At 70.7% G+C, this 25,153-nt stretch carries 23 protein-coding genes; all 23 read right to left on the bottom strand.

Annotation, left to right across the window (positions count from 1 at the left end):
• Positions 1 to 25: 25 nt before the first annotated feature.
• The 23 genes from M4I32_RS01090 to M4I32_RS00980 all read right to left on the bottom strand — a co-directional run bounded on the left by M4I32_RS01090 (position 26) and on the right by M4I32_RS00980 (position 25,014).
• Positions 26 to 2,011, bottom strand: a complete 1,986-nt coding sequence (locus M4I32_RS01090; protein WP_319032641.1) for a primosomal protein N' — start codon at positions 2,009 to 2,011, stop codon at positions 26 to 28.
• Position 2,012: 1 nt separating this feature from the next.
• Positions 2,013 to 3,206, bottom strand: a complete 1,194-nt coding sequence (metK, locus tag M4I32_RS01085) for a methionine adenosyltransferase (protein ID WP_319032640.1) — start codon at positions 3,204 to 3,206, stop codon at positions 2,013 to 2,015.
• A gap of 4 nt (positions 3,207 to 3,210) precedes the next feature.
• Positions 3,211 to 3,480 (bottom strand): DNA-directed RNA polymerase subunit omega, encoded by a 270-nt coding sequence (gene rpoZ / locus M4I32_RS01080; protein WP_319032639.1) that lies wholly within the window; start codon positions 3,478 to 3,480, stop codon positions 3,211 to 3,213.
• 66 nt (positions 3,481 to 3,546) lie between these two features.
• Positions 3,547 to 4,485, bottom strand: coding sequence for a guanylate kinase (gmk, locus tag M4I32_RS01075; RefSeq protein ID WP_319032638.1), 939 nt, complete (start codon positions 4,483 to 4,485; stop codon positions 3,547 to 3,549).
• A complete protein-coding gene (gene pyrF / locus M4I32_RS01070; RefSeq protein WP_319032637.1) occupies positions 4,478 to 5,347 on the bottom strand; it encodes an orotidine-5'-phosphate decarboxylase in 870 nt (289 codons plus the stop codon). Before pyrF ends, gmk begins: the two co-directional genes overlap by 8 nt.
• Complete coding sequence (gene carB, locus M4I32_RS01065; protein WP_319032636.1) at positions 5,344 to 8,631, bottom strand: carbamoyl-phosphate synthase large subunit; 3,288 nt, start codon at positions 8,629 to 8,631, stop codon at positions 5,344 to 5,346. The genes pyrF and carB overlap by 4 nt, the downstream gene beginning before the upstream one ends.
• Positions 8,631 to 9,788: a glutamine-hydrolyzing carbamoyl-phosphate synthase small subunit gene (gene carA, locus M4I32_RS01060; RefSeq protein ID WP_319032635.1), complete on the bottom strand. Its 1,158-nt coding sequence runs from the start codon at positions 9,786 to 9,788 to the stop codon at positions 8,631 to 8,633. The genes carB and carA overlap by 1 nt, the downstream gene beginning before the upstream one ends.
• On the bottom strand, positions 9,785 to 10,294 hold the full coding sequence (locus tag M4I32_RS01055) for a hypothetical protein (RefSeq protein WP_319032634.1): 510 nt from the start codon (positions 10,292 to 10,294) through the stop codon (positions 9,785 to 9,787). Before M4I32_RS01055 ends, carA begins: the two co-directional genes overlap by 4 nt.
• The gene (locus M4I32_RS01050) at positions 10,291 to 11,592 is read right to left on the bottom strand and encodes a dihydroorotase (RefSeq protein ID WP_319032633.1); all 1,302 of its coding nucleotides are present in this window, start codon (positions 11,590 to 11,592) and stop codon (positions 10,291 to 10,293) included. The genes M4I32_RS01055 and M4I32_RS01050 overlap by 4 nt, the downstream gene beginning before the upstream one ends.
• Positions 11,589 to 12,569, bottom strand: a complete 981-nt coding sequence (locus M4I32_RS01045; protein ID WP_319032632.1) for an aspartate carbamoyltransferase catalytic subunit — start codon at positions 12,567 to 12,569, stop codon at positions 11,589 to 11,591. Before M4I32_RS01045 ends, M4I32_RS01050 begins: the two co-directional genes overlap by 4 nt.
• The gene (gene pyrR, locus M4I32_RS01040; RefSeq protein WP_319032631.1) at positions 12,566 to 13,096 is read right to left on the bottom strand and encodes a bifunctional pyr operon transcriptional regulator/uracil phosphoribosyltransferase PyrR; all 531 of its coding nucleotides are present in this window, start codon (positions 13,094 to 13,096) and stop codon (positions 12,566 to 12,568) included. Before pyrR ends, M4I32_RS01045 begins: the two co-directional genes overlap by 4 nt.
• Positions 13,097 to 13,168: 72 nt before the next feature.
• Complete coding sequence (locus tag M4I32_RS01035) at positions 13,169 to 14,740, bottom strand: Rieske 2Fe-2S domain-containing protein (protein ID WP_319032630.1); 1,572 nt, start codon at positions 14,738 to 14,740, stop codon at positions 13,169 to 13,171.
• Positions 14,741 to 14,842: 102 nt separating this feature from the next.
• The gene (gene nusB, locus M4I32_RS01030) at positions 14,843 to 15,253 is read right to left on the bottom strand and encodes a transcription antitermination factor NusB (RefSeq protein ID WP_319032629.1); all 411 of its coding nucleotides are present in this window, start codon (positions 15,251 to 15,253) and stop codon (positions 14,843 to 14,845) included.
• Positions 15,254 to 15,257: 4 nt separating this feature from the next.
• Positions 15,258 to 15,818 (bottom strand): elongation factor P, encoded by a 561-nt coding sequence (gene efp / locus M4I32_RS01025; RefSeq protein ID WP_319032628.1) that lies wholly within the window; start codon positions 15,816 to 15,818, stop codon positions 15,258 to 15,260.
• A gap of 72 nt (positions 15,819 to 15,890) precedes the next feature.
• Entirely contained in the window at positions 15,891 to 16,358 is a 468-nt protein-coding gene (gene aroQ, locus M4I32_RS01020) for a type II 3-dehydroquinate dehydratase (RefSeq protein WP_319032627.1), read from the bottom strand.
• Entirely contained in the window at positions 16,355 to 17,437 is a 1,083-nt protein-coding gene (gene aroB, locus M4I32_RS01015; protein ID WP_319032626.1) for a 3-dehydroquinate synthase, read from the bottom strand. Before aroB ends, aroQ begins: the two co-directional genes overlap by 4 nt.
• Positions 17,434 to 17,949, bottom strand: coding sequence for a shikimate kinase (locus tag M4I32_RS01010; protein WP_319032625.1), 516 nt, complete (start codon positions 17,947 to 17,949; stop codon positions 17,434 to 17,436). The genes aroB and M4I32_RS01010 overlap by 4 nt, the downstream gene beginning before the upstream one ends.
• Complete coding sequence (aroC, locus tag M4I32_RS01005; protein WP_319032624.1) at positions 17,946 to 19,163, bottom strand: chorismate synthase; 1,218 nt, start codon at positions 19,161 to 19,163, stop codon at positions 17,946 to 17,948. Before aroC ends, M4I32_RS01010 begins: the two co-directional genes overlap by 4 nt.
• A gap of 4 nt (positions 19,164 to 19,167) precedes the next feature.
• Complete coding sequence (locus M4I32_RS01000; RefSeq protein WP_319032623.1) at positions 19,168 to 20,016, bottom strand: shikimate dehydrogenase; 849 nt, start codon at positions 20,014 to 20,016, stop codon at positions 19,168 to 19,170.
• A 1-nt stretch (position 20,017) separates the two neighbouring features.
• Entirely contained in the window at positions 20,018 to 21,559 is a 1,542-nt protein-coding gene (gene mltG / locus M4I32_RS00995; RefSeq protein WP_319032622.1) for an endolytic transglycosylase MltG, read from the bottom strand.
• Positions 21,559 to 22,032, bottom strand: coding sequence for a Holliday junction resolvase RuvX (gene ruvX / locus M4I32_RS00990; RefSeq protein ID WP_319032621.1), 474 nt, complete (start codon positions 22,030 to 22,032; stop codon positions 21,559 to 21,561). The genes mltG and ruvX overlap by 1 nt, the downstream gene beginning before the upstream one ends.
• Positions 22,029 to 24,695, bottom strand: coding sequence for an alanine--tRNA ligase (gene alaS, locus M4I32_RS00985; RefSeq protein WP_319032620.1), 2,667 nt, complete (start codon positions 24,693 to 24,695; stop codon positions 22,029 to 22,031). The genes ruvX and alaS overlap by 4 nt, the downstream gene beginning before the upstream one ends.
• 64 nt (positions 24,696 to 24,759) lie before the next feature.
• On the bottom strand, positions 24,760 to 25,014 hold the full coding sequence (locus tag M4I32_RS00980) for an ATPase (RefSeq protein ID WP_319032619.1): 255 nt from the start codon (positions 25,012 to 25,014) through the stop codon (positions 24,760 to 24,762).
• Between the last annotated feature and the right edge of the window lie 139 nt (positions 25,015 to 25,153).

The following is a 25,153-nucleotide window of genomic DNA, read 5'->3' as shown; positions in this document are numbered from 1 at the left end:
TGTGCTCCCTCCGGCCGCAGATCGGCTATAGCGCGGGATCGATCACGTCGACCCGCACTCTGAGTGTATTGCGCGGGCGGGCGCCCCTTGCTGAACGCCGGCCGCGTACGGCCGTCTGCACGACGGATGCCCGCAGCGATGCCGTCACCCGCGGACCGCTCGCGTAGTCGAACAGCACGAGCGCCCGCACACCTTCCTCGCCTCTGCGCGGACCGAGCATCGCCTCGACGGGGCCGACGACGGCGTCTTCGGCCAGTTCGACCGCTGCGCGCAGTTCGTCCAGCGCGCGCTCCACGGCCCCCGCCTCGCCCTCGATGGCGGCGACCCGGGCGGTCGGCGGAAGATGCAGCGGGGCCCGATCCGCGAGCTCGGCCCGCGCGTACACGGCCTGCGTCCACGTCGCCAGCGCCCGCGCGACGGCGCCCGCGACACCGACCAGATGCACGGGTGCCCCGGGCGCAGCGAGCGCCGCGGCGTTCGACCACCACCGCAGGCAGTCCTCGCCGATTCGCAGCGAGTCGGCCATCAGCATCCGCTCTCCGTCGAGGAGCAGCACTGCACCGTATCCGTTCGCGGCGACCGGCTCCGCGCCGCGCGTGGCGACCACGAGCGCCGGCTCGTCGGCGACCTCCGCCACGGCGTGCGTCCCGTCCGAGAGGATCACCCGCACGCCGGGGAACGCGCGTCCGAGCTCGTCGGCCGTGCGGGAGCTGCCCGACGAGGCCAGGCGCAGCGCGGTTCCCTCGCAGTGCCCACACGACCACACCGGCGCGGATCTGCCGCACCAGCGGCAGCTGGGGACGCTGCCACGGCTCTCCGCCTGCAGCGGTCCGGCGCAGTGCCGACAGCGGGCCGCCCGGCGACACGAGGCACAGACGAGCACCGGCGAATATCCCGGCCGGGCGACCTGCACGAGCACCGGCGAGCTCTCGAGGGCGGTGCGCGCGGCCGCGAACGCCCCCGACGAGATGCGCGCGGGCGCGGCATCCCCCTGCGTGGCGCTCAGCACGATGCGGGGTGTGGGACGCCGGTGCGCGGCCACCTCGCGCACCCAGCCGATCTCGACGAGGCGCTGCACATCGGTCGTGCGCGTGTGGCCCGCGAACACCAGGGCGACCTGCTCGAGTCCCTGGCGCACCAGCGCCGCGTCACGCGCGTGCACGTAGGGGGCGAGGGGTTCGCTGAGGAGAGGATCGCCGTCGTCCCAGAGCGCGATCAGACCGAGCCGGTGGACGGGTGCATAGATGGCGGAACGGTTGCCGAGCACCACGACGGGACGCTCCTCGACCGTGCGCAGGAAGTCCCGGTAGCGCTCGCCGGCGGGTCGGTCGGAATGGTCGCTCACGACGGCATCGGCGGGCAGCAGCCCGGCCAGTGCGCGTGCCAGCTGTTCCAGGTCGCGGTGGTCAGGCACGACCAGCACCGCACTGCGCCCCTCGGCCAGCGTGAGTGCGGCGGCCGCGGCGAAGAGCGCAGCCCACGCCGCCGTCGACGCTCCCGAGAAGGCGCGCTCGGCGCGGGGCGGCGCGTCGATCGCGAGCCGGGAGCCCTCACCCACCGCCTCCGCCAGGCCGGGAAAGCCGGCCAGCGCCCGCCTGGCCCAGTCCTGCGCCTCCGGTGCGACGACGGGCTCCGGCGCGCTCTCGCGCGCGAGCCACGTCTTCTCGACGCGCACCAGGCGGCGGGGGATCGCGAGGCGCAGGATGTCGGCGGCCGATCCCGCCGCCCGGTCGGCCGTCCTGCGCGCCAGCTCGTAGAGGTGGGGCGGCACGATGCGCGCCGCCGACACGACGGCGTCGATCTCGGAGAGCGGGCGGTCCGGGTCGACCGCCTCCCCGATCTCGATCACGAACGCGTCGATGATGCGTCCCGCGGTGCGAAGCGGCACGCGAATGCGGATGCCGGGCTCGACCTGGTCCGCCAGCGACGGCGGGATGGCGTAGTCGAGCAGGCGGTCAAGCTGCGGCAGCGGCGAGTCCAGGAGCACCCGGGCCACGGGGCGCCCACTCACGTCAGAGCCCGGCTGCGGCCCGCAGCTCCTCGACGCGGTCGGTGCGCTCCCACGTGAAATCGGGCAGCTCGCGCCCGAAGTGTCCGTAGGCCGCGGTCTGCGCGTAGATGGGGCGAAGCAGGTCGAGCCGCTCGATGATGGCCGTGGGACGAAGATCGAACACGTCCGTGATGGCGCGCGTCAGCACGGCATCCGACACCCGTCCCGTGCCGAACGTCTCGACGTACACCCCGACGGGTCGGGCCTTGCCGATCGCGTAGGCGACCTGCACCTCGAGCCGCTCGGCGAGCCCCGCCGCGACGGCGTTCTTGGCGACCCAGCGCATGGCGTAGGCGGCGGAGCGATCCACCTTGGAGGGGTCCTTGCCGCTGAACGCGCCCCCGCCGTGACGTGCCGCGCCGCCGTAGGTGTCGATGATGATCTTGCGGCCGGTGAGGCCCGCGTCGCCCTTCGGGCCGCCGATGAGGAACGGCCCGGCGGGGTTGATGAAGTACTGCACGTCGGGCAGGTCCAGGCCCGTGTCGGCGAGGATGGGGTCGATGACCTCGGTGCGCACCCGCGCGCGCAGCTCCTCCTGGGAGATGTCGGGATGGTGCTGGGTCGAGAGCACCACGGATTCGACGGTGCGCGGGGTGTGCCCCTCGAAGCCGAGGGTGACCTGCGTCTTGCCGTCGGGTCGGAGGAACGGCAGGCGACCGTCGCGGCGCACTGCGGCCAGCCGCTCCGCGATGCGGTGCGCCGTCCAGCTGGCCATCGGCATCAGCTGCGGCGTCTCGGTCGTCGCGAATCCGAACATGATGCCCTGGTCGCCGGCGCCCTGTTCGTCGTGCGGGTCGAGCGAACGCTGCTCCCGCTGCTCGAACGCCTTGTTCACTCCCGAGGCGATATCGGAGGATTGCGCGCCGATCGACACGCTCACCCCGCAGGAGTCGCCGTCGAAACCGGTTTCGCTCGAGGTGTAGCCGATCCGGTTGACGACGTCGCGCACGATCGCCGGGATCTCGACGTACGCCGCTGTCGAGACCTCGCCCGCGACGTGCACCAGGCCGGTGGTCACGAGGGTCTCGACGGCGACGCGACCCCGGGGATCCTCCGTCAGGATGGCGTCGAGGATGCTGTCGGAGATCTGGTCGCAGATCTTGTCCGGGTGCCCCTCCGTGACCGACTCCGAAGTGAAGAGGCGAAGATCGCTCACAGGATCAGGAGGTGCGCAGGCGCAGCTTGTCTTCGGCGATCTCGTGCAACGCGATCGTCAGCGGCTTGTCCTCCACGGAGGAGTCCACCAGCGGCCCGACGTTGTCGAAGAGATTGCCCTCGTGCAGGTCCGAGTAGTAGTCGTTGATCTGGCGCGCGCGGCGGGCGGCGTAGATGACCAGCTGGTACTTCGAGAGCGCGCCGCCCTCGGAGTCGGTCTTGTGCAGAAGGGTCTCGATGGGGGGCTCGATGATGCCCTGATTCGTTCCGGCCACGGCGGATCCTCTCGATAGAAGCAATGCGGCAGCGGGTCGACGCCGAAACAGCATCGACCCGCGCGGTCATGAACGCGCGGGTGCCTGCACCAAGTCTACGACCTCGCGCGCGGCGGCGGCGACGTCGGCGTTCACGACGCGGTGGTCGAACTCGCTCTTCGCCGCCAGTTCGCGCTTGGCCGTCTGCAGCCGGAGCGCCCGCTCCGCGGGTCCCTCGGTGCCGCGACCCACGAGACGCTCCACCAGTTCGTCCCAGCTCGGCGGCAGCAGGAAGACCAGCATGGCCGAAGGATCCGCCGCGCGCACCTGGCGGGCCCCCTGCAGATCGATCTCGAGCAGCACGCTGCGTCCCTCCGCGAGGGCGCGCTCGATCGGCGCCCGTGGGGTGCCGTACCGGTGGCTGTTGTGCACGGTGGCGTGCTCGAGCAACTCGCCCTCCGCGATCATCCGGTCGAAGCGGTCGTCGTCGACGAAGTAGTAGTGCTCCCCGTCGATCTCACCGCGTCGTGGCGGGCGCGTCGTCGCCGACACCGACAGGAGCATCTCCGGATGGTGCCGCGCGATGTGCGTGGCCACCGTCCCCTTGCCCACTGCCGTCGGCCCCGCCAGCACGACCAGACGGCTCCGGCCCGGACGCGGTTCGGGCTCCGGCATCCGTTCGTCGAGGAACGCGAGAAGGTCGCGGCGCTGCCGCAGGCCCAGACCGCCGAGCCGCTTCACGGGCGAGATGCTCAGGTGCTCGAGGATGCGATCGCGCTTGCCTGCCCCGATCGCGGGGATGCTGGTCAGGAAATCCGGCACGCGCATGGCGCCCGCCGCCGACTCGGGGTGTGCCCAGGCGCGGCGGAGCAGTTCCTGCGGCGCGATGACCCGCGTGGCGACATCCCGCTTGAGCGCGGCCCGTTCGCGGCGTGCTGCCACGGCCCGCTCGGATGCCGCGCGCCGATCCACCTCCGGGGGGCGCGAGGCCGAAGCGTCGCGCTCGGTCTCGCTCCGCTCAGCCACGACGGCCTCCCGCTCTGCGGCACGCGTCGTCGATCGCGTCGACGATCCCCTCCGGCCCGGCCACCAGGATGCTGCGGCTCTCGCTCACGAGCGCCGCGGGTGCGAAAGCTCCGAGGATGCGGTCGACGTCCTCTGCCCGGGCACCCTGGTGACCGAATCCGGGAGCGAGGACCGGCGTCACCGGTTCGCCGACGTCGGCGAGGCCGGCGGCGTCGCGGTCGACCGTCGCCCCGATGACCAGTCCCACGCTCCCCCATTCCCCCCGCGGCGTGCTGCCCGCGTTGAACGCCGTCACCTCGTGCGCGACCCGCGCCGCAACGGTCTGCGGCGGCGCGACGGCATCCGCCGCCACGCGGGCCTGCTGCACGGCAGTCGCCTCCGGGTTGCTGGTGGCCGCGAGAACGAACGCGCCCTTGCCATGGCTCACGGCGACCTCCAACGAGTCGCGCAGCGCACCGACGCCGAGGTAGGGGTTCAGCGTCAGCGCATCCACCTCGAGCGGTGAGCCCGGCGCGAACCAGCCCCGCGCGTAGGCCGACATGGTCGATCCGATGTCGCCCCGCTTGGCATCGGCGAGCACGAGCAGACCCGCCTCGCGGGCAGCGGCGAGCACGTCCTCGAGCGCCGAGAACCCCGCCGAGCCGAAGCGCTCGTAGAACGCCACCTGAGGCTTGACCACCGCGACCCGGCCCGCGCAGGCCGACACGACCCGCAGGCCGAATTCCCGGGCCGACGCGGCCGACACGCTCATGTCCCACCGCGTCAGCAGGGCCTCGTGCGGGTCGATGCCGACACACAGCCTCCCGCGTTCTCCGATGGCGGCGCGCAGGCGGGCACCGAACGCGACGGGGTCGTTCGTCATGCCCGGGCCGCCCGATCGGCGGCATACTCCTGCAGGCTGCGCACGTCGAACCCCGCGCGCACGGCATCCATCGCCGTCACGGCGGCGCCGAGGACGGCGATCGTCGTGAAAAGGGCACGGTCCGCCGCGACGGCAGCGGCGCGGATCTCGTAGCCGTCCGCCCGGGCCGAGCCACCGCTCGGCGTGTTCACGACGATGTCGATCCGGCCCTGGTTGATCAGGTCGACCACGTTCGGCGCCCCGGTGCCCTGGGTCTCGCTGTACTTGGCGACCACCTCGACGTCGATGCCGTTGCGCGCGAGGATCTCGGCGGTGCCCTCGGTGGCGACGATGTCGAAGCCCAGCTGCCGCAGCCGGTGGGCGGGCAGGATGACGGCGCGCTTGTCGGAATCGGCCACCGAGAGGAAGACCGTTCCCGAGAGCGGCATGCCTCCGTAGGCGGCTTGCTGGCTCTTCGCGAACGCGGTCGGGAAATCGCGGTCGATACCCATCACCTCGCCGGTGGAGCGCATCTCGGGACCGAGCACGGAGTCGACGATGTGCCCCTCCTTGGTGCGGAACCGTTTGAACGGCAGCACCGCCTCCTTCACCGAGACGGGGGAATCCAGCGGCACGCGTGATCCGTCCTGCTCAGGGAGCAGGCCCTCGGCCTTCAGCTCGGCGATGGTGGAGCCCGACATGATGCGCGAGGCCGCCTTCGCCAACGGGATGCCGAGGGCCTTCGACACGAACGGCACGGTCCGGCTCGCACGAGGGTTGGCCTCGATCACGTAGAGCACGCCCGCGCTGATGGCGAACTGCACGTTCAGCAATCCCCGCACGCCGACACCGGCGGCGATGCCGTGGGTCGCCTCGCGCACGCGGTCGACCTCGGTGCGTCCGAGCGAGATCGGCGGGAGCGTGCAGCTCGAGTCGCCCGAGTGGATGCCCGCCTCCTCGATGTGCTCCATGACGCCGCCGATGTAGAGCTCCTCGCCGTCGTAGAGCGCGTCGACGTCGACCTCGATCGCGTCGTCGAGGAACCGGTCGACGAGCAGCGGCAGGCCCGGGCCGATGATCGCCTCGTCGGCGATGCGCACGAAGTAGTCGCGCAGGCTGTCGGTGTCGTAGACGATCTCCATGCCGCGGCCGCCGAGAACGAAGCTCGGACGTACGAGAACGGGGTAGCCGATGTCCTCCGCCACCGCGACGGCGCCGTCGACGTCGAACGCGGTGCCGTGGCGCGGGGCGACCAGGCCGGCGGCATCCAGGATCCCGCTGAACAGCCCCCGCTCCTCCGCGAGGTCGATCGCCGCGGGCGACGTGCCGAGGATGCGGTATCCGGCGCTCTCGATGCCCTTCGCGAGCCCGAGCGGGGTCTGCCCGCCGAGCTGGCACACCACCCCGAGGATCTCGCCCGATGCCGCCTCGGCATCCAGCACCTCGAGCACGTCCTCGAGGGTGAGCGGCTCGAAGTAGAGGCGGTCCGAGGTGTCGTAGTCCGTCGAGACCGTCTCGGGATTGCAGTTGACCATGACGGTCTCGAATCCCGCGTCCGAGAGGGCGAAGCACGCGTGCACGCACGAGTAGTCGAACTCCACGCCCTGGCCGATGCGGTTCGGTCCAGAGCCGATGATGACGACCTTGGTGCGCTCCGAGGGCTCCACCTCGGTCTCGGTGTCGTAGCTCGAGTAGTGGTAGGGCGTCAGGGCCGGGAACTCCCCCGCGCACGTGTCGACGGTCTTGAAGACGGGTCGCATGCCGAACCCGCGACGGATGCCGCGCACGTCCTCCTCGGACAGATCCCGCAGCTGCGCGATCTGCACATCCGAGAAGCCGTGCTCCTTCGCGATCCGCAGCGTGGCGGCATCCAGCTCGGCGGCCTCGCGCACGTACTCGGCAACCTCGTTGATCAGCGCGATCTGGTCGAGGAACCAGGGGTCGATCGCGGTGGCCTCGAACGCCTCCGCGATGCTCGCGCCCTTGCGCATGGCCTGCTGCAGCACGACGATCCGGCCGTCGGTCGGCGTTCTCGAGATCTCGAGCAGCTCCGCCGCCGAGCGCGGCTCGTCTCCCCAGTGGAAGCTCGAGCCGCGCTTCTCGAGCGAGCGCAGCGCCTTCTGCAGGGCGGTCGAATAGTTGCGGCCGATGGCCATCGCCTCGCCGACGGACTTCATGGTCGTGGTGAGCGTCTTGTCGGCGGCGGGGAACTTCTCGAAGGCGAAGCGCGGCACCTTGACCACGACGTAGTCCAGGGTCGGCTCGAAGCTCGCCGGCGTCACCTTCGTGATGTCGTTGGGGATCTCGTCGAGGCGGTAGCCGATCGCGAGCTTGGCGGCGATCTTAGCGATCGGGAACCCCGTCGCCTTCGACGCCAGGGCCGACGAGCGCGACACCCGGGGGTTCATCTCGATGACGATGATGCGGCCCGTCGCGGGGTCGACGGCGAACTGGATGTTGCAGCCGCCCGTGTCGACGCCGACGGCCCGGATGATGTCGATGCCGATGTCGCGCATCTTCTGGTACTCGCGGTCGGTCAGCGTCAGCGCGGGCGCGACCGTGATCGAGTCCCCCGTGTGCACGCCGACGGGGTCGACGTTCTCGATCGAGCAGACGACGACCGTGTTGTCGGCGTTGTCGCGCATCAGCTCGAGCTCGTACTCCTTCCATCCGAGGATCGACTCTTCGAGAAGCACCTCGTGCGTGGGCGAATCGTGCAGACCGGCCTCGGCCATGCGACGCAGGTCCGACTCGTCGTACGCGAACCCGGAGCCGAGTCCGCCCATCGTGTAGCTCGGACGCAGGACGAGCGGGTAGCCGAGCTCCTCGGCGCCCGCGAGCACCTCGTCCATCGACCGGCAGATGCGGCTGTCCGCGACATCCGCCCCCGAGTCGATCACGAGCTGCTTGAAGATCTGCCGGTCCTCGCCCTTCTCGATCGACGCGATGTTCGCGCCGATCAGCTCGACGTCGTACTTCGTCAGCACCCCGGCCTTGTCGAGCGCGATCGCGGCGTTGAGCGCGGTCTGCCCGCCGAGGGTGGGCAGGATCGCGTCGGGGCGCTCCTTGGCGATGATCGTCTCGATGACGTCGGCGCTGATCGGCTCGATGTACGTGGCATCGGCGAAGTCGGGGTCGGTCATGATCGTCGCGGGGTTGGAGTTGACCAGGATGACCCGGACCCCTTCCTCGCGCAGCACGCGGCACGCCTGGGTGCCGGAGTAGTCGAACTCGCAGGCCTGGCCGATCACGATCGGGCCGGACCCGATGACGAGAACGCTCTTGATGTCGTCGCGCTTGGGCATTACTCGGCGTCCTTCTTGCTGTCGAGGTGGGTGACGACCATGTCGCGGAACCGGTCGAAGAGATAGTTGGCGTCGTGCGGGCCGGCCGCGGCCTCGGGGTGGTACTGCACGCTGAAGGCGGGGATGTCCAGGGCGCGGAGGCCCTCGACGACGCGGTCGTTGAGTCCGACGTGGCTCACCTCCACGCGGCCGAAGCCGGCGGGGCTGTCGAAGACGCCCTCGAGCGGAGCCTCGACGGCGAAGCCGTGATTGTGCGCCGTGATCTCGACGCGCCCGGTCGATTTGTCGAGCACGGGCTGGTTGATGCCCCGGTGCCCGAACGGCAGCTTGTAGGTGCCCAGGCCGAGGGCGCGCCCGAGCAGCTGGTTTCCGAAGCAGATGCCGAAGAAGGGCAGCCCCTCGCTCAGCACGCTGCGCAGCAGTTCGACGTGGTCGACCGAGGCGGCGGGGTCGCCCGGGCCGTTGGAATAGAAGACGGCGACGGGGTCGACCGCGCGGATGTCGTCGATCGTGGCCGTCTGCGGCAGCACGTGGACCTCGAAGCCGCGGTCGGCGAGATTCACGATCGTCGCCTGCTTGATGCCGAGATCGATGATCACGACTCGCCCGAGCAGTGTGCCGCGCGCCGGTGTGACCTGGGAGCTCTCCAGCGACACGGATGCCGACAGGTTCTGCCCCGACATCTGCGGCGCCTGGCGGACGAGGGCGTCCTGCTCGGCGTCGTCCAGGGCGGCGGCCTCTCCCGAGAACACGCCGCCGCGCATGCTGCCGGCCGAACGGATGTGGCGGGTGACCGCGCGTGTGTCGATCCCGCTGATGCCGACGATGCCGTCTTCGGCCAGCGCCTCGTCGAGCGATGCGTCGGCGCGCCAGTTCGACACGACGCGGGAGGGGTCGCGCACGATGTACCCGGCCACCCAGATGCGGCGGGACTCGATGTCCTCCTCATTCACGCCCGTGTTGCCGATGTGCGGGGCCGTCTGCAGCACGATCTGACCGGCGTAGGACGGATCGGTGAGGGTCTCCTGGTAGCCGGTCATGCCGGTGGCGAAGACGACCTCGCCGAGGGTGGTCCCGCGGGCGCCGTAGGCACGACCGCGGTAGCGGGTGCCGTCCTCGAGCACGAGAACGGCCGGGTCGGGGGTGAAGGAGCTCATGGGTCGGTTCCCGTCGACGTGGTGGTGGGGAGGATTCGGGTGATGGCGGCGACCAGGTCATCGGGTGCCGCGCCCTGCAGCCGCAGGTAGGAGTCGGCCGTCGTCGTGTCGTCCACGCGCCAGGCGATCACGACCAGGCCGTCGCGCTCGACAACGCGGTCGATGGTCCAGGTGGCACGACCGACCCCGATCAGACGGTCCGCGGGGAGGAACACATCCGGCTCGCCGGCCAGATCGAGCAGCACGCCCGCCGGCGCGACCGCGATGCGGGCCCGCGCCCGATAGGCGAGATGTCGCATCGCGAGGCGATCCAGTGGTGCGTCGTGCCGCGTCGTGGCGACGTAGAGCCCCTCCGCCTCGGCGAAGTGCTCGAGCCCGGCAGGCACCTCGGTGGGGGCGGCGAGCGTGGCGTCGCGACGCCGGCGGCGCCACCAGCCGAAGGCCATCAGGGCGAGCAGCACGATCGCGACGCCGACCATGACGGCCAGGGCGCCCTCGCGGCTCACTCGCCGACCTCGACGATCTCGCCCGCAGCGAGCGTCGGCACCCCGCGGTGGATCGTCCACTCGACGCGGCCCGGCAGCTCGCGACCCAGGTAGGGCGAGTTCTTGCTGCGGCCGCGCAGGTCTGCCGTCGTGAACTCGCCGGAGGGCTCCGGATCGTACAGCGTGATCTCGGCGGCGGAGCCGGCGGCCAGCGGCATTCCGTGGCCGTCCAGCTGTCCGATGCGCGCCGGCGCCGTCGACATGACCCGCGCCATGTCGCCCCAGTCCAGTGCACCGGTGGCGACCATCGCGGCGTGCACGACCCGCAGCGCACTCTCGAGCCCCACCATGCCGTTCGCCGCGGCCGGCCACTCGCACGCCTTGTGCTCGGCGGGATGCGGGGCATGATCGGTCGCGACGATGTCGATGGTGCCGTCGGCCAGTCCCTCACGCACAGCCCGTACGTCCTCTTCGCGGCGCAGCGGCGGATTCACCTTGTAGCGGGCGTCGTAACCGCGTGCCAGCTCGTCCGTCAGGAGCAGGTGGTGGGGGGTGACCTCGGCGGTCACGCGGATGCCGCGCTTCTTGGCCCAGCGGATGATGTCGACCGAGCCCGCGGTCGAGAGGTGGCACACGTGCAGACGCGACCCGACGTGCTCGGCCAGCAGCACGTCGCGGGCGATGATGGACTCCTCCGCCACGGCGGGCCACCCGGTCAGACCGAGCTCGGCCGACACGGTTCCCTCGTTCATCTGGGCGCCCTCGGTCAGGCGCGGATCCTGCGCGTGCTGCGCGACGACTCCGTCGAAGGCCTTCACGTACTCGAGGGCGCGCCGCATGATCAGGGGGTCGTGCACGCAGAACCCGTCGTCACTGAACACCCGCACCCGCGCCCGGGACTGCGCCATCGCGCCCAGCTCGGCGAGCCGGGTGCCCTTCTGCCCCACCGTGACGGCGCCGATCGGCTGCACGGTGGCGTAACCGGCGGCCTCGCCGAGCGCGAGCTCCTGCTCCACGACGCCCGCCGTGTCGGCGACCGGCGACGTGTTCGGCATCGCGAAGACGGCGGTGAAGCCTCCGGCAGCGGCCGCGCGGGTGCCCGTGCGAATCGTCTCGGACGCCTCGTAGCCGGGCTCGCGCAGGTGCGTGTGCAGGTCGACCAGCCCGGGCAGGGCGATGAGTCCGTCGGCGTCGATGCGACGCACTCCCGCAGGGGAGCGCACCGTGCCCATCTCGATGATGCGCCCGTCGTCGACCAGGATGTCGGCGCGCTCGCCGCCGTCGATGCGGGCCCCGGTGATCAGCAGTGTCTCGCTCATCGCTCTCCCCCTCCCGCGCGTGCGGGGTCGTCGCCCGTCGTCTCTCCGGCCAGAAGCAGATAGAGCACCGCCATGCGCACCGACACGCCGTTGGTCACCTGCTCGAGTACGGTGGCGCGCGGCGAGTCCGCGGCATCTGCCGAAATCTCCAGGCCCCGGTTCATCGGCCCCGGGTGCAACACCATGCTATCGGCGGGCAGCGCGCCCAGGCGTGCGGCATCCAGCCCCCAGCGGCGGGCGTACTCCCGCTCCGTCGGAAAGTAGGCGGCATTCATCCGCTCGAGCTGGATGCGCAGCATCATGACCGCGTCGGGAGCCGCGGCTATCGCCTCGTCGAGGTCGAACGTCACCCGCACGGGCCAGGCGGTGACGTCCTGCGGGATCAGGGTGGGCGGCGCCACGAGCGTGACCTCCGCCCCCAGAGTGTGCAGCAGCCACACGTTCGAGCGCGCGACGCGCGAATGCAGCACGTCGCCGACGATGACCACGCGCAGGCCGGCGAGGTCGCGTCCCCGGCTGGCGTCGCCGAACCGGCGCTTGCGCATCGTGAACGCGTCGAGAAGAGCCTGGGTGGGGTGCTCGTGCGTCCCGTCGCCGGCGTTGACGACACCGGCGGTGATCCACCCGCTCGTCGCGAGCGTGCGCGGGGCACCGGATCCACCGTGCCGCATCACCACGGCATCCGCCCCGAGGGCCTGCAGCGTCTGCGCCGTGTCCTGCAGGCTCTCGCCCTTGGACACGCTCGATCCCTTCGCCGCGAAGTTGATCACGTCGGCGGAGAGCCGCTTGGCTGCCGCCTCGAACGAGATGCGGGTGCGCGTGGAGTCCTCGAAGAACAGGTTCACCACGGTCTTGCCGCGCAGGGTCGGCAGCTTCTTCACTTCGCGCCGCTGCGTGTCGGCCATGTCCTCGGCCACGTCGAGGATGCGGATCGCCGCGTCGCGAGTGAGGGTCTTCGTGTCGAGAAGGTGTCTCATGATCCGATCGTGACCTCGTCGACGCCGTCGGTCTCGGACAGGCGCACGTTCACTCGCTCGTCGCGCGCGCTCGGGAGGTTCTTCCCGACGAAGTCGGGCCGGATCGGCACCTCGCGATGGCCGCGGTCGATCAGGGCGGCCAGCCGCACGATCGCGGGGCGTCCGTTGTCCTTGATGGCATCGAGGGCGGCCCGGATGCTGCGGCCGGAGTACAGAACGTCGTCGACCAGCACCACGACCTTGCCGTCGATCCCCCCTTCGGGGATGACCGTGGGCTGGGGCGTGCGCGTGGGATGCCGCGACAGATCGTCGCGATACATCGTCACATCGAGCGCACCCACCGGCACGTCCTGTCCCGAGAAGCGGGCGACGAGATGTCCGATGCGACTCGCGAGGGTCACCCCGCGCGTCGGGATCCCCAGCAGCACCAGATCGGCGGCGCCTCGATTGGACTCGAGGATCTCGTGCGCGATCCGAGTCAGCGCTCGATCGATGTCGGCATCGTGCAGCACGGTTCGCGTGCTCATCGGGTGCCCCCTTCTCCGCCTCACAGGACGGTGTTAAAGGTTGCTTTTCGTGCTACCAGCCTAGCGTCTCGCTCAGACCGCCGCGCCCGCCTCGCGGTGCAGCGCGTCTTCGAACTGATGCGCGCGGATCGGGTGGCCCTGCGTGGTCAGACAGCGGCCGGACGCGAGGTCCCATTTCCAGTCGTGCAGGCTGCAGGTGAGCACGCCGCCCTCGATCTTCGCCGTCTTCGACAGGTCCGCACGCAGGTGCGGGCAGCGTCGCTGCACGACCCACTCCCCCAGCTCGACGTCCTCCGAGACGTCCGACTGCTCGGCGTACCAGTTCTCGACGTACTCGATGCGGTCCCGCGAGAGGCACTTGAAGAACGTGTAGATGAACTCGTTGAACTTGCCGATCCGGCCCGCCTGAAACTGCATCGAGAGGAAGATCGAGTTCGACCAGTCGATCTCGTGGTCGCGGATGTTGGTCGAGACGAGGTCGGCGGGAATCGTGAACCAATACGCGGTCTCTTCACCCGCGTACTCGCGCACCTTCGCCTTGGGGAAGTCGATGCACAGGTCCAGCTCGCCGATGGTCATGCGCACGGGTCCGCCGACGCCGGTGCGGAAGATCCGGCCACGTCGCAGCAGGGGCTCCCACCAGGCCTTGAGCTCGGCGAGCATCTGCTCCGGCGGCAGGATCGCTGCGCGCGAGTCCTCCTCGGCGCGGATCTCCTCCTGCCGGCCGTCGCGCTGCTCGGCCAGATAGCTCCACTTGTCGGTGAAGATGCGCTCGATCTCGGCGTCGTCGAAAAGGGTCTGCACCACCTCGATGTCGCCACCGTGCACGTCGACCTGCGTGCCCGGCAGAAAGAGGTGCCCCTTCTGCTCGGGTCGCTCCTGCGCGAGGTGCTCGAGGAACTGCCGCTGATCGGTGAAGATCGAGTCGTCCTCCTGCCCGAGGCCGTTGTAGCGGAACAGCTCCTCGCGCAGGAACATCGGCGGCCCCGCCATCGGGAACACGTGCTCCGCGTCGACCTTCTCGATGTAGTACATGGCGCGCTTGTTCTGCGCGTCGCGCTTGAGCCGCGCGAAGTTCTGTTTGGCGTCCAGCGGCAGGTCGTAGACCATCGGCCACCAGATCGCGCCCGAGACCTGGGTGAAGTACGCGTCGGGCTTGCTGAACGACAGCAGCTTCTCGAGGTCGAGGGGGTGCGAGTCGTTCTGGTTCAGGATGCTGGCGGTGCCGTCGTCGACGCTCAGGGAGGAGTCGCCGATCGGGCCGTCACTGGGCGCCCGCAGGGGCGTCACCATGAGCTTCAGCGGCCCGTACTCCAGCGTCTCGCCCGCGTGGGTGTAGACGATGTTCTCGTAGCCGAGCGAGCGCAGGTCGCTCTCGAGGTCGTCCGTCGGGTAATCGGGCAGGAGGACGGCGATGTCCTTGCGCACGTAGCGTTCGAGCAGAGCCGGGTCGAAGTGGTCGCGGTGACGGTGCGAGACATAGAGGAAGTCGGCGGCGCCGAAGCGCTCCCAGTCCAGCCCGCGGTTGTCGGGGAACGGGAACCACGATCCGAAGAAGCTCGGCCCGATGACGGGGTCGCAGAGGATCGATCCCCCGGCCGTCTCGATGAACATTCCGGCGTGTCCGAGGCCCGTGATCCGCATGGCTTCCTCCCGTGTCTACCAGCCCCCGAGTCTACGTCGCGCCCGCTGGGGGCTCGCCGGGTGCGGCCGTGACAAAGCGCACCCGCTCGCGCGGGCGCTCCCTCAGCCGTCGCGCCCGATGCGCGCGAGCACGCCGTGGATGAAGGAGCCGGACTCGTCGGTCGAGTACTCCTTGGCCAGTTCGACCGCCTCGTCGATCGCCACCGCGGTGGGGATCTCGTCGTTGTGCAGCATCTCCCAGACGGCGATGCGCAGCACCGCACGATCGACCGCCGGCATCCGCTCGAGTCGCCAGTCCCGGCTGTGGGTCGTGATCGCCTCGTCGAGCTCGGGCCGATGATCGATCACGCCGTCGACGATCTCGCGCGCGTACAGCCACGAGGCCTCCCGTGCGGGCTCGCTGGCGGCGCGCCGGGCCTCGGCGGCCAGGACGAGAGCGGGCTCCTCCCCGCGCACGTCCGCCTGGAAAAGGATGTCGAGGGCGCGCTTGCGCGCCTTGCTGCGGGCGCTCACGCGCTCAGTTCACGCGGCCGAGGTAGTCGCCCGTGCGCGTGTCGACCTTCACCTTCGTGCCGGTGTCGACGAACAGCGGCACCTGGATCTCGTACCCGGTCTCGACGGTCGCGGCCTTGGTCCCCGCAGAGGAGCGGTCCCCCTGCAGGCCCGGCTCGGTGTACGTGATCTCGAGCACGACGGATGCCGGCAGATCGAGGTAGAGCGGATTGCCGTCATGCAGCGCGATGGTGATCTGCTGGTTCTCGAGCAGGAAGTTCTTCGCGTCGCCCACGACGGCGGCCGGCACCTGCAGCTGGTCGTAGTCGGCCATGTCCATGAAGACGTAGCTGTCGCCGTCGCTGTACAGGTAGGTGAAGTCACGGCGATCGACGTTCTCGATCTCGACCTTCGCTCCGGCGTTGTAGGTCTTGTCGACGACCTTGCCCGTGAGCACGTTCTTGAGCTTGGTGCGGACGAACGCGCCGCCCTTGCCCGGCTTGACGTGCTGGAACTCCACGACGTTCCAGAGCTGTCCGTCGAGGTTCAGGACGACGCCGTTCTTGATGTCTGCGGTGGATGCCATGCGTGAAACGGTTCCGATCGTGTGGGAGGGCGGGCCGGTTGCGGCCCGACGCTCGATTCTATGGGACGCGGGTCAGCTCCGCTGGCCCGCCTCCGTCGCGGTGATCCCTGCGACGAGGCGGTGGACGGCGAGGGCGTAGCCCGCGACACCCTCGCCGATGACGTGGACCACCGCGACATCCGCGACGTAGGAATGGTGGCGGAAGCTCTCTCGCGCGCGCACGTCCGAGATGTGCACCTCGGCCGTGGGCAGCGCGACGCCGCTCAGCGCGTCGCGCAGGACGATGGAGGTGTGGGTCAGCCCGCCGGGGTTGATCACGATGCCGGCGCAGTCCTGGCGCGCGGCGTGGATGGCGTCGATGAGAACACCCTCGTGGTTGCTCTGCAGCGCCCGCACGTCGTAGCCGTGTTCCGCTGCGGCCTCCACCGTGCGCCGCTCGACGTCGGCGAGCGTCTCGGTGCCGTAGATACCGGGCTCGCGCGTGCCGAGCAGGTTGAGGTTCGGCCCGTTCACCAGCAGCAGGCGGCGCGGCGTGCTCATTGCGCGACCTCCTGGTAGGCGGCGAAGAGCAGCGACTCGTCCGGGGCCTGCAGCACCGTGGGCTTCGCGATGTCGTCGAGCACGATGAAGCGCAGCATGCCGGCGCGGCTCTTCTTGTCGCGCTGCATCGTCCCGAGCAGCTGCGGCCACGCACCGGGACGATAGGAGGTGGGCAGTCCCAGCAGCTCCAGCACGTGGCGGTGCCGTGCGGCGACGGCATCCGGCAGCCGGCCGGCCAGGCGCGAGAGCTCGGCGGCGAAGAGCATGCCGACCGAGATGGCCGCCCCGTGCCGCCAGCGGTAGCGTTCGGCGTGTTCGATGGCGTGTCCCAGGGTGTGCCCGTAGTTGAGCACCTCGCGCAGGCCTGCTTCGCGGAAGTCCTCACCCACGACTCGCGCCTTCATCTGGATGGCCAGTTCCACGCTCCGGCGGAACTCGGGCGTCGCGGGATCGACCGCGCGCTCCGGGTCCGCCTCGATCGTGTCGAGGATCTCGGGGTACCAGATGAAGCCCGCCTTGACGACCTCGGCGAAGCCGGCGACCGCCTCGTTCCGGCCGAGGCTCGCGAGCGTGTCGAGGTCGCAGACGACGGCGTGCGGCGCCCAGAATGCACCGACGAGGTTCTTACCCTCGGCCGTGTTGACGCCCGTCTTTCCCCCGACGGCGGCATCCACCATCCCCAGCACGGTGGTGGGCACCTGCACGACCTGCACGCCGCGCAGCCAGGTGGCGGCGACGAAGCCGGCCAGATCCGTCACAGCTCCGCCCCCGAAGCCGACGACGGCATCGGTGCGGGTGAAGTCCGCCTGCCCCATGACCTGCCAGCAGAACGCGGCGACCTCGATGCGCTTGCCCTGCTCCGCATCGGGGATCTCGGCGAGCAGCACCTCGCGCGTGCCGTCGGCCTGCATCCGCTCGCGCAGCTCGGCCGCCTGCGCCGCGAGGGTGGGAGGGTGCACGACGAGCACCTTGCGCACGTCGGGCGCCAGCGATGCCGCCACGCGGTCGAGGATGCCGCGTCCGACGGCGATCCGGTAGCCCGCGTCCCCGCTGACCTCGATCTCGGTCACGTCCGTCATGATGTGCTCCTCACCCAGTCCAGGATCCGGTCCGCGACGCCGGAGATCGGGCCACGGGATGTGTCGAAGGTGGCGTCCGCCACCTCGTCGTAGAACGGGCGGCGCTCGTCGAAGATGCGCTGCCAGCGCGCCATCGGGTCCTCGCCCGCGATGAGCGGGCGGTCCCCGCCGCCGATGCGCCGCGCCACCGCTTCGGGCGTGACCGTGAGAAGGACGACCCGGTGCGGCGCCAGCTCGCTCCGCGTGCGGGCATCCAGCACGGCACCGCCCCCCAGCGAGACGACACCGCCCCCCGCGAGCGCCTCGACGACCGCCGCGCGCTCCCATTCCCGAAAGCGCGGCTCACCGTGCTCGGCGAAGATGCGCGGGATGGGGCCGTGGCGCGCGATGATCAGCTTGTCCGTGTCGACGAATCCCACGCCCAGTGCCCGCGCGACGCGCTTTCCGACACTGGTCTTGCCCGCCCCCATCGGGCCGACGAAGACCGCCACCGGAACCGCGTCTGCCGTCATGCCTCGTCGTCGACGGTGCGCGAGTACGAGGCCGAGCGCAGCGTCTGCGGGATCGCCGCAAGGTACGCCTCGACGTTGCGACGCGTCTCTGCCACGCTGTCGCCGCCGAACTTCTCGAGCACGGCATCGACCAGGGTCACCGCGACCATCGCCTCGGCGACGACTCCGGATGCCGGGACCGCGCACACGTCGGAGCGCTGATGGTGCGCCGCGGCCTGCTCCCCCGACGCGACGTCGATCGTGCGCAGGGCGTGCGGGACCGTCGCGATGGGCTTCATGCCCGCCCGCACGCGCAGCACCGTGCCCGTCGACATGCCACCCTCGGTGCCGCCGGCGCGGTCCGTGCCGCGGGTGATGCCCTCGGCCGCGGCGAACAGCTCGTCGTGAGCCGCCGACCCGCGTCGGCGAGTGGTCTCGAACCCGTCTCCGACCTCGACGCCCTTGATCGCCTGGATGCTCATCAGCGCCTGTGCGAGGCGCGCGTCGAGGCGGCGGTCCCAGTGCACGTGCGATCCGAGGCCCGGGGGCAGGCCGTATGCCAGCACCTCGACGATGCCGCCCAGGGTGTCGCCGTCCTTGCGGGCCGCATCGACTTCCTCCACCATGCGCGCCGACGTCGCGGGATCGAAGCAGCGCAGCGGATCCGCGTCGAGTGTCTCGACGTCGTCCGGCGCGGGCAGCGCCGCGCCCTCCGGGACCCGTACGGGACCGATCGAGAGCGTGTGGCTGACCAGCCCGATGCCGAGCTCGGCGAGGAATCCGCGCGCGATCGCACCGAGCGCCACCCGCGCCGCCGTCTCGCGCGCGCTCGCGCGCTCGAGCACCGGACGCGCCTCGTCGAACCCGTACTTCTGCATGCCCACCAGGTCGGCGTGCCCGGGGCGGGGACGCGTCAGCGGCGCGCCCCGGCCGCGGGAGCGGTCTGTCATCTCGACCGGTTCGGCGCTCATCACCTCGACCCACTTCGGCCACTCGGTGTTGCCGATCCGAATGGCGATCGGGCTGCCGAGACTCAGGCCGTGACGCACGCCGGACGAAAGCGTCAGCTCATCCTCCTCGAACTTCATGCGGGAGCCTCGCCCGTAGCCCAGGCGGCGGCGGGCCAGGTCGGCGCGGATGTCGTCGAGGGAGACCGGGACCCCGGAGGGCAGGCCCTCCATGATGGCGACCAGTTCGGGGCCGTGCGATTCGCCGGCCGTGAGCACGCGGAGCATTGCTCTAGTCTCCCATGAGCGCGGCGCGCATCGCCGCGACGACGCTGTCTTCGTCGGTGAGCACGGCCTCGACGTCGCCGGCGACGAAGAATCGCACCTGCAGCACCGCCTGGTGCAGCAGCATCCCGCGGCCTGAGCGCGCCGGAGCACCGGTGCTCTCCCAGGAGCGCGCGAGCGCCGAGGGCCACGGCGAGTACGCGGCGTCGAGGAGCATCCCCCCGCCATCGGCTGCGCGCGCGGCGACGTCCGACTCGAGCACGGTTCCGCCGGGCAGCGTCGCGATGGTCACCTCCGCCGGCACGGCCTCGTGCCCGTCCAGCTGGTGCACGACCACCTCGGTCCCGAGCCGCGCGCCGAGCAGCACCAGGGGCTCGGCGGCGGGTGGACGACGCGCCAGCACATCCACCCTTCTCGCACCGAGCTCGCCCAGCGCGACCAGCGCGGACGCCGCGGTCGCGCCGGCACCGATCAGGCGCCCCGTCTCGACACGGTCGATGCCCTCTTCCTGCATCGCGCGCACGAGTCCGCCCACGTCCGTGTTCACGCCACGCGGCTGCCCCCGGTCCGTCAGCAGCAGGGTGTTCACCGCACCGGTCAGTTCCGCCCGCCGGTCGCGCTGCACGACCGCCTCGAACGCGCGCTCTTTGAGGGGCATCGTCAAGGAGAGTCCGCGCCAGCGACCGTCCAGGCCCTCGAGCGCCCGGGGGAACCCCTCGACCGTCACCTCGCGTCTGTCGTAGGTCCACGGCAGCCCGAGCACCTCGTACGCGGCGGCGTGCAGCTGGGGCGATCGCGAGTGGGCGATCGGGCTCCCCCACACGGCGAGTGCCGCCGGCGCAGTGACGGAGCTCACCTCAGCATCCGGAGTCGGGGTTGTCGGCGCACCACTGCTGCCACTGCTCGACCGCGCGCTGGTGCTCGGCGTTCGTCTCGGTGAAGACCGTCTCGCCCGTATCGAGGTTGACGGTCACGAAGTACAGCCACGGCCCGTCCACCGGATTCATCGCCGCATCGATCGCGAGATCGCCCGGGTTGGCGATCGGTCCCACCGGCAGGCCGGGGTGCACATAGGTGTTCCAGGGGTTGTCGTCCTCGAGCGCCTCCGCCGTCGAGCTCACGGTGCCGTCGTGCATCTCGCCGTAGCCGTACTGAGCGGTCGAGTCCATCTGGAGCAGGCCGTTCGTCTCGACGTTGTCCGGCTCGAGACGGTTCTGGATCACCCGCGAGACGCGATAGAAGTCATCTTCGAACCGCGCCTCGCGCTGGATGATCGACGCGATCGTGAGGATCTCCTGCCGATCCTCCGCCGGCACTCCCGCCGCCTCGAGCGACTCGATCGTGCGATCCACCATGCGCTGGATCACCTGCTCCGCCGTCACCTCCGGATCGAACGTGTACATCGCCGGGAAGAGCCAGCCCTCGAGGCTGTCCGCCTCGACGCCGTAGTCGGAGGGATCGGAGATCGCCGCTTCGAGATCCTCGATCGGGATGCCGACACCGTCCGCGACGAGCGGAAGCGTCTGCTCGACCGTCAGCCCCTCGCGGATCAGCGCGGAGTTCTCCAGCTTGTTCTCCGGATCTTCGAGGGCCGCCAACGCGTCGGCCGAGGTCATCTGCTCCTGCAGCCGGTAGACGCCGGGATAGAACGTGGGCACCGTGTCCAACTCGAGCAGGTGCTCGTAGAACGCCCCGGATGTCCTCGTGACGCCCGCGGAGTGCAGCGTCTCGGAGATCGTGGGACCCGTGTCGCCTTCGACGATGGTCACGAGCGCCTCGCCCTCGGCCATGCCGGGTTCGTAATCCGCGGGTTCCTCCCACCCCATCACCGAGCGGATCTGATCCTCGTACGACCCCCACACCCACGCGCCCGCACCGGCGATTCCGCCGAGGAGCACGACCACCACACCGAGGGCGATCCAGCCGCCCACGCGACGGTTGCGCCGCTTCTCGGTCGGGGTGGGCAAGGCCGGCGTCTCGTCCGAGAACAGGTCGTCGAGCGTCGCGCCCGCGCGACCGGATGCCGCCGTCGGGATTCCGGTCGACGCGGCGACCGGCGCGGCGGATGCGGGCCCGTTCGTGGGCGAAGCGGGTGGACGAGTGATCGACTCGGGTCTCTCGTCCGATGCCGCGCCCGGCCCGCCCGCGCGCTGCTGCAACTCGCGCCGTTCACGCCGCGACAGCGGCGGTTCAGCGGGGTGCGAGGCGTGCGGCTCGGGGGCCGGCGATGCCGGACCCCGGCCCGGCGCGGCCGTCGTCCGCTCCTCTGCCCCGGCGCCGGAGTCCGGCTGCGCGCCGGCTTCCGAAGGGGCCGCGCGTGCCTGCGGGTCGGGCAGCTTGCGGAAGAGGTCGGCGAACTCGTCGTCTGCGTGTTCGTCCGGCGTGTTCTCGTGGGGCATCAGGCGGGCTCCTCGGGGAGGACGGGCTGGCCGGGAGGGGCCCCCGTCCGCTTCTCGACATCGAGGGCGTGCTGCAGCAGCACGACCGCGGCGACCTGATCGACCATGCTACGCGATGCCTTCTGCGAACGTCCCGAGCGTCGGAGGGCGTCGTGCGCGCTCACCGTGCTCAGCCGCTCGTCCACGAGTCGCGTCGGCATCCCGCTCTCATCGGCGAGGGCGGCCGCGAACTCGCGCGCGTCGGCCGTCGATGCCGTGTCTCGGCCCGCCAGGTTGACGGGGAGTCCCACGACGATCTCGGCGGCCTCATGCTCGCGCACCAACGCGACGATGCGCGCGACCGGATCGCCGTGCCGACGTGGCACCGTCTCGACGGGAGTGGCGAGCAACCCGTCCGGGTCGCTGCGGGCCACCCCGATGCGGGCCGCGCCCACATCGACACCGATGCGCACGCCACGCCGAAACGCGCTCACGCGACGCTCGCGCCGATCTCGTCGCGCACGGCGACCATCGCCGCGGGCAGAGCGCTCATGTCGGCCCCGCCGCCCTGGGCGATGTCGTCGCGCCCTCCGCCACCACCGCCCAGCGTCGCGGCGGCGAGCTTCGCCAGCACGCCGGCCTTGACGCCCCGGGAACGCGCCTGCTCCGTCGTGCCGACGATCACGACCGGCCGGCCGCCCACGTCCGCGCCGAGCGCCACCACCCCCGCCGCGCCACCCAGGCGCTCGCGCACGCCGATGACCAGCTGGCGCAGGTCGTCCTGCGACCCGACGGCGCCGACCTGCTGGGCCACGACCGCGATCCCCGACACGTCCGACGCCTCCTTCGCCAGCGCGGGGACGCGCTCCTGCAAGGCACGCGCCTCGAAGGCGGCGATTCGCTTCTCCGCCGTCTTCAGGCTGGCGGCGAGCTCGGCGATGCGCTCGGTGAGGTTCTCGCGGGGCGTCTTGAGCGTCGTGGTCAGCTGCGACACGATCGCCCGCTCGGCCGCGAGATCCCGGAATGCATCGGCACCCACGAGCGACTCGATCCGCCGGTTGGACGCCCCTACCGAGGACTCTCCCACGAGGGAGATGAGGCCGACCTCCGCACTGGATTCGACATGCGTGCCACCGCAGAGTTCACGCGACCACGGACCGCCGATGTCGACCATGCGCACCACGTCGCCGTACTTCTCGCCGAACAGTGCCGTCGCGCCGGCCGCCTTCGCCTCGTCAAGGGTCAGCGTGCGCGTCTCGACCGCGAGGTTCTCGCGCACGGCGTTGTTGGCGATCTCTTCGATCTCGCTGCGCGTGGCCGGCGAGAGCGACTGGCCCCACGTGAAGTCGAACCGCAGGTACCCGGGCCGATTCAGCGACCCGGCCTGGGTCGCGCTGCGCCCGAGGGTGTCGCGCAGGGCCGCGTGCACGAGGTGGGTCGCGGAGTGCGCCTGTCGCGCGGCTCTCCGGTTGACCGCATCCACGACCGCGGTCGCGGGCGAATCGACCCCGACCTCGCCGCGCGTGACCTCGACCGTGTGGCTGACGAGCCCTGCCACCGGCCGCTGCACGTCGATCACGTCGAGCTCGTAGCCCGGGCCGACGATCACGCCACGGTCCGCGACCTGTCCACCCGACTCGGCGTAGAGCGAGGTCTCGGCGAGGATCACCTCGGCCACCTGGCCCTCCGACGCGCGGGGCACCGAGACCCCGTCGACGAGGATTCCCAGCACGCGCGACTCGGTCTCGAGGTCGGTGTAGCCGGTGAACTGCGTCTCGCCCAGGGCACGGAATTCGCGGTAGACGCTGTGGTCGGCGATCTGACGCTTGCGCGACTTGGCGTCCGCCTTCGCGCGGACACGCTGCTCGTTCATGAGGGTGTCGAACGCCGCGCGGTCGACACTCAGCCCGGCCTCCTGCGCGACCTCGAGGGTGAGGTCGATCGGGAACCCGTAGGTGTCGTGCAGAAGGAAGGCCTCCGACCCCGCGATCGCCGAGCTGCCCTTCTGCTTGGCCTTGTCCACGGCCATGTCGAGGATCGTCGACCCCGACGCCAGCGTGCGCAGGAACGTCTCCTCCTCGGCGTAGGCGTACGCCGAGATGCGGGCGTAGTCCGAGGCGAGCTCGGGGTATGCCGTACCCATCGCGTCACGCGAGGCCGTGAACAGTTCGGGGAAGGTCGGGGCGTCGACGCCGAGCAGGCGCATGGCGCGCACCGTGCGTCGCATCAGACGGCGCAGGATGTATCCGCGCCCCTCGTTCGAAGGGGTCACGCCGTCCGAGAGCAGCATCAGGGACGACCGCACGTGATCCGCGATGACGCGGAACCGCACGTCGTCCTCGTGGTCGGCCCCGTAACGGCGCCCCGACAGGGCCGAAGCCCGGTCGAGCACCGGTCGCACCTGGTCGATCTCGTACATGTTCTCGACGCCCTGCTTCAGGAACGCGACGCGCTCGAGCCCCATGCCGGTGTCGATGTTCTTGTTCGGCAGCTCGCCGACGATGTCGAACTCCGTCTTCGATCGCACGTTCGTTATCGCGTACTGCATGAACACGAGGTTCCAGATCTCGGTGTACCGGGTGTCATCGACGGCCGGACCGCCGTCCGGTCCGTACGCCGGGCCGCGGTCGACATAGATCTCGGAGCACGGTCCCGCCGGCCCGGGCTGCCCCGTCGACCAGTAATTGTCATCGCGCCCCAGGCGCTGGATGCGCTCCGCCGGGATCCCCGCGATCTTGCGCCACAGCGCCGCCGCCTCGTCGTCGTCCTCGTAGACGGTCACCCAGAGGTCACGCTCGGCGAAACCCAGGCCGCCATCGGCCTCGGGCGCGGTGAGCAGCTCCCAGGCGTAGCCGATGGCGCCCTCCTTGAAGTAGTCGCCGAACGACCAGTTGCCCAGCATCTGAAAGAAGGTGCCGTGCCGGGCGGTGTGCCCCACCTCTTCGATGTCGTTGGTGCGGATGCATTTCTGCACGTCCGCCGCCCGCGGATACGGCGCGGGCACGACGCCCGTGAGATAGGGGATGAAGGGCACCATGCCCGCGACGGTGAACAGCAGCGACGGGTCGTCGGTCACGAGCGACGCCGAGGGCACGATCGTGTGGTCGTTCTTCTGGAAATAGTCCAGATAGCGCTGGGCGATGTCGGCGGTCTTCATTGGCGGGGCGATTCCTTGCAGACGGGACGCACCGCCGGCAGGCGGAGGTGCTCTTTCGGGCGGGTCAGTCGGCGGACTTCGACGACGTCGCGTCGGCCACGGCTTCACTCACGCGCGCCGCGGCGTCGCGGGCTTCGTCGACGAACGCGTCGAACCGCGACTCCTGGGAACGGTACGCCTCGCCGATGCGATCGGTGAACTCGCCGATGCGTGCGTCGAATTCCGCCAGCACGTCATGGCCGGCGGGATTCTTGTTGACGAAGTGCGCCGCGACGAATCCGCCCACGACGCCCAGCACGAACCAGGACACGTTCTTCATGTCACCACTTCCTCCATGGACGGATGCCGCGGCACGCGACACGCACCCATCGTAGCCGGGCACGACGAAGGGCGCCGGACCCATGGTCCGGCGCCCTTCGAGACGGGCGCTCGCGCCGTTCTCCGCCTCCGGCGGGGTA

This window comes from Microbacterium sp. LRZ72 (assembly GCF_033792225.1).
In the GTDB taxonomy this organism is placed as follows: Bacteria; Actinomycetota; Actinomycetes; order Actinomycetales; family Microbacteriaceae; genus Microbacterium.
The sequence above is the reverse complement of the archived record's forward strand: the minus strand, read 5'-3'. Positions and strand labels throughout refer to the sequence as shown.

Excerpts from the sequence above, each read along its gene's own strand:
- aroQ (WP_319032627.1), bottom strand. The coding sequence starts at position 16,358 with ATGAGCACGCCGCGCCGCCTGCTGCTGGTGAACGGGCCGAACCTCAAC.
- carA (WP_319032635.1), bottom strand. The coding sequence starts at position 9,788 with ATGAGCTCCTTCACCCCCGACCCGGCCGTTCTCGTGCTCGAGGACGGC.
- mltG (WP_319032622.1), bottom strand. The coding sequence starts at position 21,559 with ATGCCCCACGAGAACACGCCGGACGAACACGCAGACGACGAGTTCGCC.
- pyrF (WP_319032637.1), bottom strand. The coding sequence starts at position 5,347 with ATGACGAACGACCCCGTCGCGTTCGGTGCCCGCCTGCGCGCCGCCATC.
- M4I32_RS01050 (WP_319032633.1), bottom strand. The coding sequence starts at position 11,592 with ATGAGCGAGACACTGCTGATCACCGGGGCCCGCATCGACGGCGGCGAG.
- efp (WP_319032628.1), bottom strand. The coding sequence starts at position 15,818 with ATGGCATCCACCGCAGACATCAAGAACGGCGTCGTCCTGAACCTCGAC.
- alaS (WP_319032620.1), bottom strand. The coding sequence starts at position 24,695 with ATGAAGACCGCCGACATCGCCCAGCGCTATCTGGACTATTTCCAGAAG.
- M4I32_RS00980 (WP_319032619.1), bottom strand. The coding sequence starts at position 25,014 with ATGAAGAACGTGTCCTGGTTCGTGCTGGGCGTCGTGGGCGGATTCGTC.
- pyrR (WP_319032631.1), bottom strand. The coding sequence starts at position 13,096 with ATGAGCACGCGAACCGTGCTGCACGATGCCGACATCGATCGAGCGCTG.
- carB (WP_319032636.1), bottom strand. The coding sequence starts at position 8,631 with ATGCCCAAGCGCGACGACATCAAGAGCGTTCTCGTCATCGGGTCCGGC.
- aroC (WP_319032624.1), bottom strand. The coding sequence starts at position 19,163 with ATGCTCCGCGTGCTCACGGCCGGCGAATCGCACGGCCCCGAACTGGTC.
- M4I32_RS01010 (WP_319032625.1), bottom strand. The coding sequence starts at position 17,949 with ATGACGGCAGACGCGGTTCCGGTGGCGGTCTTCGTCGGCCCGATGGGG.
- M4I32_RS01045 (WP_319032632.1), bottom strand. The coding sequence starts at position 12,569 with ATGAGACACCTTCTCGACACGAAGACCCTCACTCGCGACGCGGCGATC.
- M4I32_RS01035 (WP_319032630.1), bottom strand. The coding sequence starts at position 14,740 with ATGCGGATCACGGGCCTCGGACACGCCGGAATGTTCATCGAGACGGCC.
- aroB (WP_319032626.1), bottom strand. The coding sequence starts at position 17,437 with ATGACGGACGTGACCGAGATCGAGGTCAGCGGGGACGCGGGCTACCGG.